Consider the following 17564-nt stretch of genomic DNA (forward strand, 5'->3'; position numbering starts at 1 on the left):
TGGCTATTTGTAAATTATGCCGGTGTGCTTATTCTTGAAGCCGATCCGGCCGTGGATCTCATAGCCTTGTAAATCTGCAATTTTCTTGAATATCTCCACAAGATCGGTCACTTCCTGCGGCTGTTTATCTGTTTTTCGGATCGCGCGTTCCGCCGTAACGTCACGATAACCGGAACCGTTGTATTTCAGGTCGTCCATTAACGGAACGGGAATTCCCCGTCCCCTTCCGGGATGTCCATAAACGAACTATTTTCCGGCGCCGGCGGTGGAACCTGTTCGTTTTCCCTGGTCTGTCTTCGTGTTTCTTCCTCTGCCTTCGTTTCGGCGAAGTTAATTTCATAGACGCGGACGGTCTTTGTATAGATTTTTCTTCCGCCAGGCTCCGTATAATGCCCGGATTCCAAACGGCCGACAATCTCGACCTTCTTGTCTTTTCTTAAAAAGTTTTTCGCGAATTCCGCGTTATGTCCGGTACACTTGCAGTCGATAAAATCGACCGCCTGGCCGCCGTCCGGGATTTTACCGTCCCGGACACACATAATCGTAAATGTGGCAAATACGGCGCGATCGCTGTCATATTTCAGAACCGGATTGTCCGTAAGTCTGCCAGATCCCAGCCATTTGTTCATTTGTTCTTTCTCCCCTTTCCTTTTCGTCTCATTGGTTTGTGGTGCATTTTCAGCCAATTATTCGGCATTTCCCGATAGTCGATCGGTTTGTCCATGACCTTTCCGACCGCGGCGGATAATTCAAGCAATGCTTCCGCGGCCGCTTCGCAACCCATGCCGAAGCCCTTCAAAACTGTGTTAATGTTTCGAAGGCCAGCCTGGCGTTCGATCAGATTCGCTATGTAGCGTTGGAATGTTTCATCCGGCGGCAAGTGCCGCGCGATTTCCCTTGTCAGGTCTTCCGGCAAATAGAAGACGATCGCGCCGTAATGCTCCGAAAGGGCTATCACGTAAACCGTGAACAGGTCAAGGCCGACTTCGTAGGCGAATAACAGGTTCGCTTCGCCGACCGTGTGGGTTTCCTTGCCGAACTGAAATTCAATCCGGTTAATAGCTTCGTAGATCTCCGCTTCCGGGTTAGTTTCTTTCAACGGCTTTGAAGATAAAAATTTTCTTTCCCTTGCTGTACTTTGCAAGTTTTTTTCGCTTTCTTTCGGCGTCTTTTTCTGTTCCCCGGATAATCGCTCTTTCCTCGCCTTCCACAATGATAAAATACTTTTCTTTACATTCCACAAAATTCATTCAACCACCTTCCCGTTTCTATTCTGCCAGGCGTTCCTTGTCCCCGGCGTTCTGAAAATTCTTCCCGTCGATATAGCCATACTGGCGAAGAAGATCGTGTTCGCGGCTTCTTTCAAATTCCCGGTTCTGGTATTCTTCCATTCCTGGGATTTCATCAACGAACGCGTTTACTTCTGCCGGAACCAGGCAAGCCAGGGCGAAGGTTTCGCTTTGTTTCTTCTGGTCTTCGAAATTCTGGTGAAGTCCGGCGTTAAAGCCTTCGACGTAGTTCATTTTTTCATTCCGGCCAAACTCCCGGCCGGCTTCTGCATAAATCGCCCGAAGCGTCGCCATTCTCCGGCGGATCACTTTCACGGCGTAATTGAAAATGTTAATGCTGATCTGCGCGTCTTCGTCGAACCCATAAAATTTAAGCCGGAACGCTCCGCCGGATCCGCGTCTTGACGAAATAACCGCCCGACACCTGAAATTTCCGGCAATCAGGCTCCCAAGATCAACCACCCAGTCGTCGCGGAACGACGGTGACGTGTAGGACACGACCGGACGTTCCTTCGCCTTGTCCGGGTTGATCTGGCTCATTTCGATTTCATATTTTGCCATTAACTCTTGTGCTTTTAACATGGCGGCCTTCGCTTCGTTCTCATTGTCTGAACTGGATAAGGCGATCAGCTTTTCGATCTTGTCAATGATCTTGTTATCTGCTTCATTCATGTTCTTTCCCTTTCTCGAATTTAACGACGACCGCTTTGTCGTCGATGTAGTAATCAGCCGTTATTTTCCGGCTGTTCACGCCGTACATTTCAACGATTTCTGGTATATTATCGTTCACGGCGTCGAATTCAAGCCCGTGTTCCCGGCACTGGGCGACCGCGCTTTCCAGCGCTTCCCCGACGCGGCACGTCCACAAAATAACCTTGTGGCCGCCAGTCCGAAGATCTGAAAGCCAGTTCATCAGGGCTTCGTTCGGTTCCCCGACTTCCGGCCACTTTCCGGCACTGGATAACACGCCGTCGAAGTCAACCGCTATAATCACGCCCCCAGAAGACGATCCAGAAGGTCGTCGTTCTCCTTCCTGGCGATTGCGGTTCTGATTGATTCGTCCGGGAACTGCACCGGCAACGCCATTTTGATAATTCGGTTTATGATTCTGTCGTCGAAATTCAATTCTTCCATGCGGCAATTACTTGTAAAAATTGTCACGCGTTTTTCGATCATGCGGCCGTTTAAGATATTATAAAAACGCTCATTGATCCATGGTTTCACGGCTTCGACGCCGATGTCGTCGATCACCAGGACGGGAACCGAAACGATTTCCTGGATCAATTTCTGTTCGGTTTCTTCGTTCTTCCATTCGCCGCCCCAGGTTGCTTTTATCTGATCCAGAATTTGAATTGTGGTCGCGAACTTTGCCGCGATGATCTTTTTCTGGATCAGGTCGTTTGCAATGGACACGGCCAGCCTGGTTTTACCGGATCCCTTTGTCTGCGAATAAAAATATAAGCCTTTGCCGGTTTCCCGGATCTCGTCGAACTGTTCCACGTACCGGGAAGCGATAACCTTCGCCATCTGGGCCAGTTCGCGATTCTCCTTCGTGCTATAACAGTCGGTTTTGAAATTCTCGACCGTGTGGCCTTCAAATTCCTTCGGGATAGTGGCGAAGGACAGCTTTCTTTCGATTGCCTGGCGTTCGAAGATTCCGCATTTGCACCGGCGACAAAATTCGTACCCGTCCGGGCCTGTCACCATTTCCCAGCCGCTATCATGGCAAATCGGGCAATTATATTTCGGTGTCTGATCGTCCGGCGTTTCTTCGGAACCGTTCAAGCGCCGCGCTCGTCGTGCCATCAGGTCGGGAAACATTTTGTTCATTGTCTCCTGGATTGATTCTTCCATTTGCGGATCCCCCTTTGTTTTGATATGTGCCTTCAAGCGTCTTCAAGGCGTTTGTTTTATTTATCAGCCAGTCGAAGGAACAACCGTTCCATTTCCCATTTCTGCCGGAAAGAAAGTCGCTGTTCTGTGCCGCCTGGAAAATGATGTGTAATTTTTTTTCGGGTTCCAGCCCCGGAAAGATTTTCAGTTTATCCAGTTCTTTCACCAGGGAACGGATCTTCGCCTTCCTGGTATCATTCAATCCGCGGATTCCCGGAAGGGCTGGACAGGTATTTCGAAAGTCTTCCACGATCAGGTCATAAGATAACCGATCCGTTTTCTTCTGTTTTTCCGGTTCGCGGTCAGGAACTTCGGATTTTTTTTCCGAAGTTTCGACTATATCTTCGTTAGAAGATATATTATATATATCTATATTCTTATTCTTATTCTGTTCCGTGATTTCACGGTTTGTCACGCGTGATGTAACGTGACGCGTCACGCCGTCGGTCACGATTTCAGTTTCTTCTTTTGGCAAAACCGCCGGTTTTTCCTGGGGTTCTGACTTTTCTTCCGGCTGTGACATTCCCAGAAGGGCGCGTTTCTTTTCGCGCTGTCTCTGCTGTCTGATCCGGTTTTGTTCTCTGATTCTCTCCATACCTTCGCTGTTCTGATTCGCTTCGAAGTTGGTTATGTAGATCCCTTTTTCGGTTCTCTCGATCATGTGGAACTTCTCGAAGGTCGTAAGGGCCAGGCGGACGGTTGCCAGCGGCTTATTAAAAATAGTCGCCAGCATTTCGTCAGAATATGGGAATTCGTCTTCAATCAAGACAAGGCCCTTCGCGTTGCATTTACCAGCAAGCGCAAGAATACGGATCCACACGACCAGGATCGCGTCGCCTTCCGGCATAGATTGAATGATTTTGATTTTATCGTCGTCAAACATATCTACACGAAGTTTGATCCAGTTAATTTCCGCCATAAAAACACCGCCTTTATAAATACTTGCTCATAATGTCCCGTTTTGATTTCGGTTTCGGGGCTTCCGCCGCCTTCTTCGGCGGTTCCAGATCGTCCAGGAAGTTAATTGATTTCTTCATCCGGGTTTCTCTGGTTGCTGTCAGGTTCTTTTCGATCACCTCTTTGTTTTCATCCACTTTTTTATACACAATATCCAGACGTGATTGTGGATAAGTCAGCCCCGAAATACAACAAATTGTGATTCCTTCGTCATTGAAGGTCTGGAAGGTGTCGATCGGGGTTCCGATCGCTTTTTCCAGTTCCGGCATGGTTACACCGTCCGACAATGACGCTGTGATGTATTTAACGGCTCTGTCGCCCTCGATAGGGGCGTAAGGGTTATCTTGTATAGCCTTAATCGTTTCGGCGCTGTTTTGGGCCTTTCTGGACGTCACAAGGGCCATTCCGTGGGCGCTCAGTGTCTCCATGATTTCGGCCTTGTCAATATTGCCCTTCACGCTCTTGTGTTTCTCCGGCACTTCCAGGAACGAACAGAAGTCGTCCACGAAGGAAGTATTGATTGACAATTTTTCCGCCCGGTCGTTGTCCAGGATGAAGCAAGCGGCCGTTCCGGCGATTTCTGTCAACTCCGAAAAACAGTCGTAAGAATTGATATGTGCCTTCACGCTTTCATTCTGCCCCGGAACAATCGTGATCGCTCCGATGGCGCGGCCTTCGTCGATTAAAAGGTCAATCAACATCGGGCCGGCTCCTGAACCGGTTCCGCCGCCGCTGGCGAAGATAACGAACGTCAGATCCGCCTTGATTTTGGTTTCGATCTCTGCCGCGATACGGTCGAAGTCGTCAATCACAAGCTGTTTCGCCTTCCGGCGGTTCTTATTGCAACCTTCGCCGCCCGGAATGTGGTATTTGTATTTTGCGTGTTCCAGGGTGTCAAGGTCTTCCTGGGACGTGTTGATGTAAAGGACATTAAAGCCCCGATCTTCGAAAAGCTGTCCAATGTTGCCGCCGGCCTGGCCGACCGCTACAAAAGCAATTTTATTTTTCATGTTCTGATTCTCCCTTCGTGGTATTATCGGACGTTTTCCGTCCGGTTGTCGTTTCTGTTCTGGCGTCACTTCGTTTCATGCTTCGCCCCTTCCAGGAATTCCCGTCCGGTGTCCGTGATGAAGAACGTGTCCGCCCGGCCTTCTTTCAAGCCGCGGCCGATATATCCGGCGTCTTCGAATTCCTTGATTTTTTTGAAGATTGTGTTCGGCTTATAACCGAATTCTTCTGTGTCGGAAATCTCCTGAACCGACATCGAAGATAATTTGTTCGTCGCCCCATTCTGGGAAAGGATCGACAAAACGATAAAGCCTAGTCTGTTCAAAGTTTCACCGCCTTTTTCTCTGATTTACTCTGATAAACTCTGATAAACTCTGATAAACTCTGATAAAGTCGGATTTACTCTGATAAACTCTGATTTGTTTTGATTTAATCTTCCAGCGGCCGCGGCTGTCCGCGTTCCGCGACGACTTCTTCGAAAGTTCTATCGCCTAACATTCGTTTACCTTCCACGCGCCCACATTTCGGACACTTGCCGTTTGAAATGCACGAAAGGAACGTGAAACCACAAGTACAATAGACTTTCCAGAACGGATCCGTTGCTTTTGTGATTCCGTCTATGTAATACGGGGCTTCCCTTGTATTTCTAACGATTGACATTTCTTCACGTTTCCCCTATAATTATTAAAGGCTGTGTCCAAAACGCGGCCAACATCGGGCGCAACGTGTCAGGGTTCCAATCTTTGACGTTGCGCCTTTGCTTTATGCTGAATTTCTCGCCCCGATCGCGCGGTCTGTCATAATGCCGATTGTCAGGGTGTCCAGGGTTTCCGAAAGTGCGGCGTCAAGCTCCTTCGACGTTTTGATTCCGAAACCCTCTAAAATGCTTTTCAAGTTCTCAACCTGGCCGTTCTGGCCTTCGTTTGTTTTCTTCATACTCTCACCGCCTTAATAGTATTCATCCGGGGCCGTAACGTGGAACCAGACGTTCGTTCCGTTCTGCCGCCAGTCAACGCGAAGATATTCAAATTCCTTCGTGACCGTTTTGTCGATGTCAGCTTCGGTTCTGTCGTCGTCCAGGTACTTTTTGAACTTCCTTGTCCGGCCGTTGGCTTTTAAGATGATCCATTCGCGCCCTATCTGCCAGCGAATATTTTTCTGAATTTCTTCGTCCCATTCCGGGAAAGAACAATACTGATATTCGCGGACGAAATGAACCGTTTTCGGGTACATTGTAATCTTTGTGTTCATTCCGACGCTGTTCATGTACTTTACGCAATGGGCGGCGAACAGTTCTTTCTGATCGGGTGTAAGATCTTCATATCCAGGCGTTTTTGTGATGTCGAAGCCGTGAATAAAAAGAATGTCTTCGGCGGCGCGTAAACAGTAATCAGAACGGCCGCGCGTTTCGTATAATCTGCATACACCTTTGTATGATGTGTTGATCGTTGGTTTATACATGGTTCCACCTTTCCGGCCCTTACGGGCCAATTAACGCGCTATCGCGCGGAATACAGATTTCAGTTATCGGATAACAGGTTCCCCTAAACAAGCGGAGAAGAAGCCGAGGTCCGACCCGACGCTCGAACGTGGGTTGTACAAGGTCAACGCGGAAGGGCCAGCGCCCGAAGCGCTGCCGTAACCGCCAGAGACGTAACACACCGCTTCGTCCAGGCTTGCGTCAGCCGCGAACCAGGCGTCGTCTTTGTCCATTCCTTCGGTGATGATTCCTAAGTCTTTTAAGATCTCCGGGATCTTGTCCGCCGGAAGATCCACAACCACGTCGCGACGTCTCACCGCGTCCCAGCCTTCCACTTCGCCGGTCGTTGTAATCGTCAAGCTGTCTTCGCCTGGCCCAATCTTTACCGGATCCGGGAACGGAAGATCGTCAATGTGAACTTCCTTGAATTCCTGGCTTCCTTCGGAAAGATCGGCTTCCGCGTGTGCCGCGTCGTTGTCTGGCATATACTGGAAGACGCCATTCTTCAAGCGCATACCAGCGATCATTTTCCAAACCAGGCCGACCACATCAGCGACGCCCGTTTCTTTGTTCCCGTTATGGAACCAGGAAGCCGGGCCGGATCCGGTCAGTGTCCGCCAGGTGTTCGGGACTTTGATTCCGACTTCGGTTTCGTCATTGTGATAGTGGCCTTTCCAGGTGTTTCCGTGGACATCCGGGTTCGTGTGCTTTCTTAACCAGTTCCATTCGATGGCGGTCATTAAGTGCCAGCCAGCGCCCTTCTTTCTGCAAGCCGCGATCGCGTCGTCCATGTTGATAGATACCTTCGGATCCATCAGCGGCAACGAATACGCGCGGCCGTTCTGGACGCAATTCACGAAGCGGCTAAGATATACGGCGTCATACTCAACACCACGCACGAAGAACATTCTGTCGGCTTCTTCCGGCGTCTTCGCCGTGTTCTCAACCTTTAACATGATGGACGGAATCCCCATGTCGTCATACTTCAAAACAACGCTTTCCTTTGTGTTACTCATTCGCTTATTTCCTCGCTTTCCTTTTTGTCGAACATTCCCAGGCGTGCGCCCAACTCGACGCAACCCAGAACAATTTGTGTCAGGTCTTTTCCAGATACGCCGACCATTTCGAAACTTAATGTCGCTTCGCCGTTTGGTTCGTCTTTGATCTTACAAAAGAAACCCTTTTCGACGGTTTCGCTTGTGCCATCGGTGTAGTTGAAAACAAAACTTTTGATTTCCTTTTCCTGTGCCATGTGCTTATTTCCTTTCTATCTTCACCGCATAGCCGCGGCGTTTTAACTCAATCACAAGATCTTTTGTCTTTTCAGCTTCCAGTTTTTCCAGGTGGGACATATACTTTTTATAACCTTCTGATCGTGTCGGATCCTTCATCCGGTGAAGATTGTCTTCCGGCGTAAGGTCGAACAGTTCCCAACAAGAAATGACGCGTGTGTCCTTTTTGTTCAAAATAACAATCCAGTTCATGTTGAGATCGTAATATACCCGGCCGCGATATACCCGGCCGTCGTACCGGTAACGGAAGTATTTAATGTCGCCGTTGTGAATTTCTTTTCCGTCGCGATCTAGGCCGTACTGGCCTTCGTGGCCTTGCCCGTCCAGTGCGTGAAGGTCGAAATTCATGTCAGTTTGTGGATAGTGGCACGATTCAACGTATCGCGCTTTTACCCATTCTTCTGCGGTCTTTGTCTTTATGCTGGATTTGTCTTCGACTTCCACAAGGGATTTTATTTTCTTGACGATCAGGTTCATATATTTTTCATATTGAAGCCCGATCAGGTACGGCATTTTCCGTCGCTTATCAAAATCATAAAAACCGCCGTGTGGGTTTTCGTGAACAACGTCCTGATAGAAAACAATTTCGAAGCCGGCCGGGAACCGTTGGGCCTTGAATTTCAAATCCCTTCTGATCCCTTCGATGTAATTCCTTCGAATTATCTTCGAAACACTTTCGTCGTGGTGTACGTCGAAGCCTTCGTCTTTCAGCATATTAAGGATTTTCCAAAAATACGCGTCGTGGACGAATTTCTGGTTCCGTCGCCATACGCCCGAAGGTCGTTCGGTTTCGTTATTGAACCGGAACATTGTGTCATAGATTCTAAAGTTATCCATATTCAATTTTCCCTTTCGCTTATTTCCAACATCTGCCGCCGATTGCAGTCGGCTTCCTGGCTATATGTCGAAGTGCTGGCGGCCTTATCTGGCCGCCGTTGCGGTCTGTTTCTCTTGCAGTTCCAGGCCGATCAGAATTCCCTGGATCAGAATTTTCTTGTCCTGGGAAAGTGACATCATGGAACGAATGAAGTTCTTGTCTTCCTTGCGAACCATCGTGACGTTTTTGTCTGTGGTGGTATTTGCCATAAATACGGCCCCCTTTCTGATTGATTTTCGAAGTCTTCCCCTTTATAATGAACCTATCAGGGCCAGCCCACCCGGCCCCGATCTAGTTCATAGGAAAGGGGGCTTCGAAATGATTTACGTCATTCCGAAAGAAGAAGGCTTTCTTGAAGTGAAGCCTGGCGATTACATCTGTAACAACTGTAACGAACACATTCAGAATGTAAAACCAGTTTCAGAAGATAGCCGCTTCGGTTATCTGAAACCGTGTGAAAAGTGCGGTTGCACTTATTTCTATGGGTTCAAGTAATCAGAAAGCCCTTCTTCATTCAGCGCGTCGTCCGTGTCACCGGGCGGCGCCTTTTTAGTTCCTCAACCGTTTTGTTTTGGTTGATAAGCCAAGTATAACGGCTTTAATTTGGTTTGTCAACCATTTTTACAAAAAATATAAAAATATTTTGGTTGACGAACCAAACAAACAGTGATATTATATGCTCATAAAAGCGAAAGGGGGTGTCACGATGAACGAAAGAATCCGTTGTTTGCGTGAAGAATTAGGGCTTTCACGCGCGGCCTTCGGCCAAAGAATAGGAGTAAGTGGCGACGTTATTAACAATCTGGAACGTGGTCGTGTTGAGATAAAAGAACCTATGATAAAATTGATCTGTTCTGAATTTTCTATAAATGAAGACTGGTTGAGAGCCGGAATCGGCGAAATGAAAGTGAAAAGTCCAACCGATACAATGGAACAATTAAAAAAGGAATTCGGGCTTGATGATTTCAGTTATAATCTGGTTTATCAGTATTTGAAATTAGACACTGAACAGCGCCAGACGGTACGGGATTTCTTTTATAACGTGGTAGAAACCGGAGTAATGGACGAAGACTTGTTCGGCGATGTGCCGAAGACACCGGAAGACTTGGAAAAGGAATTTCCGCCAGTCGAACCAGAACGGAACAAAGAAACGGGCTAGGTGTAAAACCACCCGGCCTTTACTTAAAAAGCTACCAGATCAACAAGTATATCTTCGTCCTTCCGTTAAACCTTAAATTATAATACATTGCTTGACAACTTGCGTAATATATCGCGTAGACGCGACGACTCTTGTACTCTATGTATTTAATTTTCTTCATTAGCACCACCCCTTTTCCTGAAAAGGCCGGGCTAAGTCATTATAAGTTTAACGGAATCGAAGGTATAGCGGCAAATTATGGAAGGGGTGATTGAATGATCGTGAAGATCGCCGTCGGTGCTGTGGTCGTCTTTCTGGCCGTGTGGGCCTGGAAGATCCACATATACTTAAAATGGCAAAAAAGAAAGGAACGCGACGAAGCGCCGTTTCACCGGTGGGCCGATGAAGTCCACCAGCGACCGGGCCAGAAAGAAAAACTTCGCCAGGCAAAAGAAGAAGACATTTCAGTTCACTTTGAAAGTGAAAAGAAGTGTTTCGCCAGGATGAAGGCGCCGGACGACCAGGAAGAAGTCTGGTGTGGCCTGGGAATGTGCCAGTGTGGCACGTTCAATGCCGATCATTTACCTTGTAAGCACATTTACAAGCTGGCCTTAATTAAAGGGCTGATTCAGTAGTTTTATAATAAAATAAAAACAGCCGGTCAACGACTGCAATCACTGACCGGCTTTAATACCAGGCAACCGAAAAAAGGTCTTCTGATATTGGAAATAAGCACCCTATATTATAGCAAAGAAGGCCAGGAAAATCAATCGGCTTTCTTTTTTATACCCTTTTTTCGGCGCCTGGGGAAAGGGGCTTTTCATGGCTTATGTCAGGAATAAGAAAAAGATCCTGAAATTCTGGTCGAAAAAGAAAGCGGCTCTGTATGTCCGCGTCTCGACCAGGTATCAGGTTGATAAAGACAGTCTTCCTTTTCAGCGCAAAAAATTAAAGGAATACTGTAAATTTTTAGGGATTGAAGATTTTGTGATTTTTGAAGACGACGGATATTCGGCTAAGAATACCGATCGGCCGCATTTTCAAGAAATGATGTCGCGTGTCAGGGACGGGGAATTTTCCCATTTGATCGTCTGGAAGGTGGATCGCGTATCCCGAAATCTTCTGGACTTCGCGGCGATGTATCAGGAATTGAAAGACCACAAGGTCACTTTTATTTCGATGAATGAACAGTTCGACACTTCGACCGCCATCGGCGAAGCTATGTTGAAAATTATTCTGATTTTCGCTGAACTTGAACGGAACATGACTTCCGAACGTGTAACCGGAATCATGCTGGATCGCGCGGAACAGGGCTTGTGGAACGGCGCACGTATGCCGGTCGGCTATCGTTGGAACCCGGAAATCAAATTCCCGGAACCGGATCCAGAGGAAACGAAGATCGTTCAATTCATTTTCGACGAATACGAACGGGTTCGTTCCACGACGAAGATCGCCCGGTATCTGAACCACAATCAGATCGCGTCGAAGCGTGGCGGCCAGTGGACTTCGAAGCTGATCCGCGATATTATCCGAAGCCCGTTCTATATCGGGACGTATCGGTATAATTTGCGTGAGTCCGGTCGCGGCCCATTGAAGCCGGAAAGTGAATGGATTGTCCGGGAAAATAATCACCCGGCCATTATCACAAAGGAACAGTTCGACCGTTGCAACGCGATAATGGACGAAAACGGAACCAGCCGCGACACGTCCGAACTTCGGGCCAGGAAGTACGTTCACACCTTTTCCGGTCGGCTGGTGTGCGGCAAGTGCGGCGCGAATATGATCGCGTCGAAGGATAGAGCCAGGGCGAACGGCTGGCGGCCGTCAATGTACCGTTGCGCCCAGCGGTCGCGAATGATGGATTGCGACAACTCAAAGACAGTAAACGAAAGCTATATCGGCCCGTTTATCTTTAATTATGTGGCGAACCTGGCGCGGATCCAGAAGAATTTTAAGAACATTAAAACCCTGGAACAGTTGGAAAAGGAACTGTTGAAAGGGCCAGAATTCGAAAATATGAAGGTCAGCAAAGAAAGCCTTCGCCGGACGTTCGACGCCCTGGCCTTCCAGGAAGTCGGGAAAGGCGCGTATCTGCCGGACATTGACATTTCAGACGGCGACGACGATTACACGGCGGCCGAACAGCTTTCCATTCTGAAACGCGAACTTGACAAGTGCAAGACCGCGATCGACCGGTTGACGGATCTTTATCTTTACGATCCTGATTCCATGACGAAAGAAGAATTCGCGAAGAAGAAAAGGGATCTTGTGAATAAGATCGCCGGATATGAAAAACAGATTGAAGCCAGCCAGGCGACGGGCGACAAGGACGATCTGGCCGACCTGGAATTCATCAGGAAGGCGTCGGCGTTCCTGGTCGCTCAAAGGATCGTTTCGAAGAAACACGTCGATTATATCCAGATGGCCCTTGACCTGGACAACGAAATTCTGAAAGATTTTGTCGATCAGGTAATCGACCGGATCGAAATTCTGGAAGGCCGCGTCCAGTCGATCCGGTTCGTGAACGGTCTTGTCCATGAATTCACATATTCAACCCCGGCGGATCTTCCGGTCTGTCAGAAGTGCGGCGGCCATATTGGTTCGACGTGCGGATGTCGGACAAGAACCTTCGATTTTGCCGGCAAGCCATACCGCCGGATCAAGGTCGGAGATCCAGGCGACAAGTTCCACGGCGTCGCCGGTGCTGTGTGTCCTGAATGTTCCGCCCAGGCCGGCCGCTGGCACCATTGGAAATGCGGAATTGAACGGTGTCCGATCTGCGGCGAACAGTTAATCGCTTGCGAGCATGGGCCGAATGGGAAAGACTAGAAAGAAAGCCGCCTTCGGGCGGCTCTTTCTTTACATCGGATTGATAAGCGTCCGAAAATGGAAACACTGAATATTATATCCACCAGCACCGATTGTCTGGACTTTTGCTGTGCCTTTTTCGCCGATAACTATACCATCAAGATTTCCTTTCGGAGAAACTCGAAGTTTACTGGCGTCGGTTATCTTTCCGACAATTTCGTTTGTCCGTTCGATAATATCATCATACTTTCGAATTCTTTCCTGGGTAAGATCTTTCACCATTGTTTCGCGCCACGGAAGGGAACCGTGATCGAACTGTGTAACGTGCGCCCATGCCGCGCGGAAATCTCTTTTCATTTTGTCGTGTTCTTTTCTGTCTGCTTTTCTTTCTTCTGGTGTCTGATTGCTTCTGTTGTTAAAGCGCTGGCAATACTCCCGATCTTTTCGAAAATATTCTTCCCGGGCGGCCTGGTATTTTGGATATTCCGAATCGAAATATTCAATACAGTTTTGCAACCATTTGTCCAGGAAGTCGTTGATCGCTTTAACATTTCTACTTCCGGCCTTTTCTTGTTCTTTTGCAAGCTGATTTTCGTATTTTTGAAGGTTTGCCTTCGCTTCTTCAAGATCGCGAACCGTGTATCGAAGGTCATAATCACTATAACAATACGGGTTGTTTTCTTCATAGTTGGAAGCCTTAGCAATTTCAATTCTTTCTAGCTTCTTATTCAGTTTTTCGATTTTGGTTTTTGCGCCGTCAACTCTTTTTTGAATAAATTCTATACTAGCCATGTGCTTATTTCCTTTCCTTGTGTGTTCCTTTGTTATGGCTATATAATACACTATAAAGTGTAATATGTCAAGTATTTATTATACATTTTCTTTACTTTTTACACTATAAAGTGAAAAGCCGCCATTTCTGGCGGCTTCGGTTCATTCGTGTTCAAGATATTCTTTAATTCCTGGAAGTGTGCGTTCGTTGAATCTTATCATGTGGTCGAAAGCGGTGTCGATCTGGCGTTTCGTTGGTCGTCTGTCGGCTCTGTAATCAAAGAATACGCTTCCGCCCGGATCTGGGTTCCGAATGATCGCCCATCCGTCAGAATATAATTTGTCCAGGGCTTCGTCGAAATCATAAAACTTTCTTTCCCTGGCCTTTAAAATATAATGTGCTTTCGTATGATGTCCGGCGAACGAACAACTGTAATAATTGCCGGAAGGATCTATCAATCCATATTCGGAAAGGAAATCGTCCGGGGATGTGGTTCTATTCAACTGATCGGAATTCGGTTTTTCTTCTGTCTGTTCCTGGCGCTCCTGGTTAATTTCTTTCATGGCCGCGTCATACTTCATATTGCGGTGTATGATTTCTTTCGCCTTCTCGCCGGTGGCGAACCCATTATTTACAAGCGATTTCAAGTGATTTTTTAACAGCGCGAACAACTTTTCTTCGTTCTGATCTGTTACCGGGCCGCCAATTAGTTCATAGACAAGTTTCGGCCGCTCAATTAAATAAAGGCCATTATCCAGATACTTTCGTTCCTTTTCGTCCCAGAATCCAGGAAGAAGGCGGCTGGCATGATACCATAAATTTTCGGAAGAATAGGCCCACAATCTGACTTCCTGATATGGCGTCAAGTGGCGGCCGAAGGCTTCCTGAACGTCCCGTTCATCGTCGAAAACCAGATTGTCAACCGGTTTGTATTCATTTATATTTTTGTCACAAGAATACGGATCCAGATAGGCCAGCGGCCGGCGTTGAATGTCTTCTTCGATTTTTCGGATCATTTCTTTTTTCTGGTACTCTTTGAATTTATCCGCAAGCGGTCGGATCCGTTCGCCATCCTCGACAAGTTCAAGTTCATTCACACCGACAAGGATCTTCCGGCCTTCCAGAATTTCAACGACAATTTTCTTCTTTTCTTCTTCGGATATTTCGTCCGTCATAAGACAGGAAAGAAGAAGTTCTTCGCACTTCTCATATTCGCGGTTTTCGTCCCAGAACCAGGATCGGGCCAGGTGACACACAAATTCGCCCTGAATTTTGAAGGATAATTCTTTCATTTTTCACTTTTCCTTTCTTCGGAAAAGCCTTGTATTTTCAAATAGATTGCAACGTCTTGTTTTCTTAAACAGTCGGACACCCGAAGGTGTTGATAAAACAGGTGAGCGGACGGCCTTTTTTCGCGCTCTCCGCCTCCACGAGCTTCTTCACCTGTTCCATAAAGTACTGCTGTCTCGCAGGTTCCTCTGTCGGGGCACCTGTGATAATATTTTTATCTGTCATTCTGATATTTCTCCAACTATTTTTATAAACCTTTATGTCCAGCCGTTCTCTTTTTGGCATAAACGTCCCTGGCTGAACTGTCCCGAATGATTATACCCAAGATTCCCCGAAAATGCAACCTTGTTGTTTTGTAGCTATTCAGTACCTTCATAGTTACGTGCAAAAATCCATTCCAGATCAGCTTCGCTGATGGGATTTTTGCCTTCCAGCCTATGTTTTCTTACGGTCAGCGCAGCAAGTGCGCAGACCTACTGAACAGTTACGTTGTTTTTTACTTCTCCGCCCATGACCAACGTCAGCGGAAATCCGCCGGAATGCTTTACAGCCTGTATTTCTATTTGCGGATCTGTCCATCCCCGTAAATAATATACTTCGTGGATGTCAGCGCCAGAAGTCCCATCGGTCCTCTCGCATGGAGCTTCTGGGTGCTGATACCGATCTCAGCGCCGAAGCCGAACTCAAATCCGTCAGTAAATCTCGTGGAGGCATTGACATAAACTGCCGCCGCATCCACCTCATTTAAGAATTTCTGGGCGTTCTCGTAGTCCTTTGTCACGATGGCCTCGGAATGTCCCGTATTGTACCGGTTGATATGGGCGATAGCCTCATCCACGGAGTCCACGATCTTGCAGGAAAGAATATAATCCAGGTACTCTTTTCCCCAGTCTTCCTCTGTAGCCGCCGTAAATTCCGGCACGATGGAGCGGGCCCCCTCGTCAGCGCGTATCTCCACGTTTTTCTCATCGAGACGCTTTTTCATCAGCGGCAGGAATTCCTTTGCGATCTTTCTATGTACCAAGGTGGATTCGCAGGCGTTGCAGACACCGATCCTCTGGGTCTTCGCATTAAAGATGATATCTAACGCCATATCGAAATCCGCGCTCTCGTCCACATAGATATGACAGTTTCCGGTACCCGTCTCGATCACCGGAACCGTGCTGTTCTCCACAACGGTACGGATCAGACCTGCCCCGCCTCTCGGGATCAGGACATCGAGATATCCGTTCATCCGCATGAACTCTCTCGCGGTCTCATGGCTTGTGTCCTCAATCAGGGAGATGGCATCCTCCGGGATTCCTTCCTTCTTTAAACCATTCCTGATCGCTGTGACGATGGCTTTGTTGGATTCCAGCGCGTCGCTGCCGCCGCGAAGGATCACAGCATTTCCTGTCTTAAAGCAGAGGGCAAAGGCATCCGCTGTCACATTCGGCCTTGCCTCGTAGATGATTCCGATAACACCGAAGGGCACCCGTTTCTGGCCGATCAGGAGTCCGTTCGGGCGCCTCTTCATGGAGATCACCTCTCCCACCGGATCCTCGAGACCTACGACCTGGCGCATGCCCTCCACGATTCCCTCGATCCGCTTGTGGTTCAGCTCCAGGCGGTCCACAAGTCCCAGAGCCATTCCTCTTTCTTTCGCTTTTGCGACATCCGCCGCGTTGGCTTTTAAGATCTCATCCTCTTCATCCAAGATCTCCTGGGCCGCAGCCAGAAGTCCCGCGTTCTTTAAGTCTGTCCCCATTTTTCCGAGGATATAGGAAGTTTCTTTTGCTTTCTGTCCGATTTCTATTAACATGGCTGTTTCCTCCCTGATTTATGAGCCTGATCATGCAATGTATCATACGGTATTTTCTGTCCAAAAAATGTCAGTCTGTATGTTGTTACTTAATGCTGCACCGGATCACCCGTTTTTCTGTCACGATCATATCCACGCTCTTGTCATACGGCTCCGCCGGGAGCTCATGAAGGATCTGGAACTCGTATGCCAGGGCAATGGTCTTATGACCGGGATGCGTCTCCAGATACCGGTCATAATATCCGCCGCCTTTTCCAAGGCGGACGCCGTTTTCCGTAAATCCCATGCCCGGCACCAGGATCGGTGCTGTCGGAAAAATATACCTGGATTTCTGATGAAATTCCTGGTCCATCTTTTCCGAAGCTATTTCCGAATGGTACTCCTCTGCGCTCCGGCATCCGTTCTTAGGCTCCATAATGTGAAACGCGCCCTCAGTGAGATCATCCTCTGAGTCAGTCACGAAAAACTCCATTGTCTCACCCATGACTCTTGGAAGGCAGACAATGCATTTTTTCTTCCAAAGCTCTTTTAAGATCTCCGCAGTCCCAGTCTCCCAGTTTAAAGACGCATATCCGTAAACTGCCCCGGCATCAGTGACCGCGGGAAGAGTCAGGACCCGCTCCGCGATCTGGCGATCCAGAATCTCTTTTTCTTCCTCCGGCAGTAACCTTAACTGGCCTCGTATTTCTTTTCTAAGATCAGCTTTCTGTTTTTCCAACATTTCCGTATTTCTTTCCAAGATCTGTCACGGAGCCATCCTTCTCAACGATGGAGATATTGTTTAAATGGCCTCTGAGGCTCGCCTTGATATCGGCAACATACTGTTTTCTCAAAGCTGCCTGTTCCTCTTTTTCCGCGTCCGTAAGTCCTACGGCCTGGGATTTATGGTAAAGCTCATTGATTCTGTCGATCTGTTCCTGTTTCATATTTGTTTCTCTTGTCCTCTCAGTTTCTTTTCA

At 47.9% G+C, this 17564-nt stretch carries 26 protein-coding genes; 4 read left to right on the forward strand and 22 right to left on the reverse strand.

What is annotated here, in order from left to right:
* Nucleotides 1-3 precede the first annotated feature (3 nt).
* The 16 genes from DXA87_RS05220 to DXA87_RS17920 form a co-directional block, all read right to left on the reverse strand.
* Complete coding sequence (locus DXA87_RS05220; RefSeq protein ID WP_022118886.1) at nt 4-198, reverse strand: hypothetical protein; 195 nt, start codon at nt 196-198, stop codon at nt 4-6.
* Entirely contained in the window at nt 198-629 is a 432-nt protein-coding gene (locus tag DXA87_RS05225; RefSeq protein ID WP_117469505.1) for a single-stranded DNA-binding protein, read from the reverse strand. Before DXA87_RS05225 ends, DXA87_RS05220 begins: the two co-directional genes overlap by 1 nt.
* Nucleotides 626-1243: a hypothetical protein gene (locus DXA87_RS05230; RefSeq protein ID WP_147238633.1), complete on the reverse strand. Its 618-nt coding sequence runs from the start codon at nt 1241-1243 to the stop codon at nt 626-628. Before DXA87_RS05230 ends, DXA87_RS05225 begins: the two co-directional genes overlap by 4 nt.
* A 25-nt stretch (nt 1244-1268) precedes the next feature.
* Nucleotides 1269-1961, reverse strand: a complete 693-nt coding sequence (locus DXA87_RS05235) for a DUF2786 domain-containing protein (protein ID WP_117503473.1) — start codon at nt 1959-1961, stop codon at nt 1269-1271.
* Nucleotides 1954-2283, reverse strand: a complete 330-nt coding sequence (locus DXA87_RS05240; RefSeq protein ID WP_114002379.1) for a hypothetical protein — start codon at nt 2281-2283, stop codon at nt 1954-1956. Before DXA87_RS05240 ends, DXA87_RS05235 begins: the two co-directional genes overlap by 8 nt.
* Nucleotides 2280-3143 carry an ATP-binding protein gene (locus DXA87_RS05245; RefSeq protein WP_114002380.1) on the reverse strand — a complete coding sequence of 288 codons (864 nt, stop codon included), beginning with the start codon at nt 3141-3143 and terminating at the stop codon, nt 2280-2282. Before DXA87_RS05245 ends, DXA87_RS05240 begins: the two co-directional genes overlap by 4 nt.
* Nucleotides 3028-4101 (reverse strand): phage replisome organizer N-terminal domain-containing protein, encoded by a 1074-nt coding sequence (locus DXA87_RS05250; protein WP_117503474.1) that lies wholly within the window; start codon nt 4099-4101, stop codon nt 3028-3030. The genes DXA87_RS05245 and DXA87_RS05250 overlap by 116 nt, the downstream gene beginning before the upstream one ends.
* A gap of 13 nt (nt 4102-4114) precedes the next feature.
* Entirely contained in the window at nt 4115-5149 is a 1035-nt protein-coding gene (locus DXA87_RS05255) for a hypothetical protein (protein WP_114002382.1), read from the reverse strand.
* 65 nt (nt 5150-5214) lie between these two features.
* Nucleotides 5215-5472, reverse strand: coding sequence for a hypothetical protein (locus tag DXA87_RS05260; protein ID WP_117469500.1), 258 nt, complete (start codon nt 5470-5472; stop codon nt 5215-5217).
* Between the two features lie 104 nt (nt 5473-5576).
* Complete coding sequence (locus DXA87_RS17795; RefSeq protein ID WP_117787541.1) at nt 5577-5807, reverse strand: hypothetical protein; 231 nt, start codon at nt 5805-5807, stop codon at nt 5577-5579.
* Nucleotides 5808-5909: 102 nt separating this feature from the next.
* Entirely contained in the window at nt 5910-6083 is a 174-nt protein-coding gene (locus DXA87_RS17915) for a hypothetical protein (RefSeq protein WP_158553024.1), read from the reverse strand.
* A gap of 12 nt (nt 6084-6095) precedes the next feature.
* Entirely contained in the window at nt 6096-6608 is a 513-nt protein-coding gene (locus tag DXA87_RS05265) for a hypothetical protein (RefSeq protein WP_117503475.1), read from the reverse strand.
* A 63-nt stretch (nt 6609-6671) separates the two neighbouring features.
* Complete coding sequence (locus DXA87_RS05270) at nt 6672-7643, reverse strand: hypothetical protein (protein ID WP_117503476.1); 972 nt, start codon at nt 7641-7643, stop codon at nt 6672-6674.
* A complete protein-coding gene (locus tag DXA87_RS05275) occupies nt 7640-7879 on the reverse strand; it encodes a hypothetical protein (RefSeq protein WP_117503477.1) in 240 nt (79 codons plus the stop codon). Before DXA87_RS05275 ends, DXA87_RS05270 begins: the two co-directional genes overlap by 4 nt.
* 4 nt (nt 7880-7883) lie before the next feature.
* Nucleotides 7884-8756 carry a hypothetical protein gene (locus tag DXA87_RS05280; protein WP_117503478.1) on the reverse strand — a complete coding sequence of 291 codons (873 nt, stop codon included), beginning with the start codon at nt 8754-8756 and terminating at the stop codon, nt 7884-7886.
* An 84-nt stretch (nt 8757-8840) separates the two neighbouring features.
* Nucleotides 8841-9005, reverse strand: coding sequence for a hypothetical protein (locus tag DXA87_RS17920; protein ID WP_158553025.1), 165 nt, complete (start codon nt 9003-9005; stop codon nt 8841-8843).
* A gap of 109 nt (nt 9006-9114) precedes the next feature.
* On the opposite strand from DXA87_RS17920, the gene DXA87_RS17925 reads away from it, so the two are divergent.
* The 4 genes from DXA87_RS17925 to DXA87_RS05295 all read left to right on the forward strand — a co-directional run bounded on the left by DXA87_RS17925 (nt 9115) and on the right by DXA87_RS05295 (nt 12763).
* The gene (locus DXA87_RS17925; RefSeq protein WP_158553026.1) at nt 9115-9291 is read left to right on the forward strand and encodes a hypothetical protein; all 177 of its coding nucleotides are present in this window, start codon (nt 9115-9117) and stop codon (nt 9289-9291) included.
* Between the two features lie 211 nt (nt 9292-9502).
* On the forward strand, nt 9503-9955 hold the full coding sequence (locus DXA87_RS05285) for a helix-turn-helix transcriptional regulator (protein ID WP_158553027.1): 453 nt from the start codon (nt 9503-9505) through the stop codon (nt 9953-9955).
* Between the two features lie 254 nt (nt 9956-10209).
* Nucleotides 10210-10569 carry an SWIM zinc finger family protein gene (locus DXA87_RS05290; RefSeq protein WP_117503480.1) on the forward strand — a complete coding sequence of 120 codons (360 nt, stop codon included), beginning with the start codon at nt 10210-10212 and terminating at the stop codon, nt 10567-10569.
* A 187-nt stretch (nt 10570-10756) separates the two neighbouring features.
* Nucleotides 10757-12763 (forward strand): recombinase family protein, encoded by a 2007-nt coding sequence (locus DXA87_RS05295; RefSeq protein ID WP_117503481.1) that lies wholly within the window; start codon nt 10757-10759, stop codon nt 12761-12763.
* A gap of 30 nt (nt 12764-12793) precedes the next feature.
* On the opposite strand, the gene DXA87_RS05300 is transcribed toward DXA87_RS05295, so the two are convergent.
* The 6 genes from DXA87_RS05300 to DXA87_RS05325 all read right to left on the reverse strand — a co-directional run bounded on the left by DXA87_RS05300 (nt 12794) and on the right by DXA87_RS05325 (nt 17531).
* Nucleotides 12794-13534: a hypothetical protein gene (locus DXA87_RS05300; protein WP_117503482.1), complete on the reverse strand. Its 741-nt coding sequence runs from the start codon at nt 13532-13534 to the stop codon at nt 12794-12796.
* 141 nt (nt 13535-13675) lie between these two features.
* Entirely contained in the window at nt 13676-14806 is a 1131-nt protein-coding gene (locus tag DXA87_RS05305; RefSeq protein WP_117503483.1) for a hypothetical protein, read from the reverse strand.
* Nucleotides 14807-14870: 64 nt separating this feature from the next.
* On the reverse strand, nt 14871-15029 hold the full coding sequence (locus DXA87_RS05310) for a hypothetical protein (RefSeq protein WP_199537904.1): 159 nt from the start codon (nt 15027-15029) through the stop codon (nt 14871-14873).
* Nucleotides 15030-15363: 334 nt separating this feature from the next.
* Entirely contained in the window at nt 15364-16605 is a 1242-nt protein-coding gene (locus DXA87_RS05315; RefSeq protein WP_117503484.1) for a glutamate-5-semialdehyde dehydrogenase, read from the reverse strand.
* An 85-nt stretch (nt 16606-16690) separates the two neighbouring features.
* Nucleotides 16691-17326: a 5-formyltetrahydrofolate cyclo-ligase gene (locus DXA87_RS05320; RefSeq protein ID WP_117483168.1), complete on the reverse strand. Its 636-nt coding sequence runs from the start codon at nt 17324-17326 to the stop codon at nt 16691-16693.
* Entirely contained in the window at nt 17304-17531 is a 228-nt protein-coding gene (locus DXA87_RS05325; protein ID WP_015554317.1) for a DUF896 domain-containing protein, read from the reverse strand. Before DXA87_RS05325 ends, DXA87_RS05320 begins: the two co-directional genes overlap by 23 nt.
* Nucleotides 17532-17564: the final 33 nt, after the last annotated feature.

This window comes from Desulfotomaculum sp. OF05-3 (genome assembly GCF_003435535.1).
In the GTDB taxonomy this organism is placed as follows: Bacteria; Bacillota; Clostridia; order Lachnospirales; family Lachnospiraceae; genus Pilosibacter; species Pilosibacter fragilis.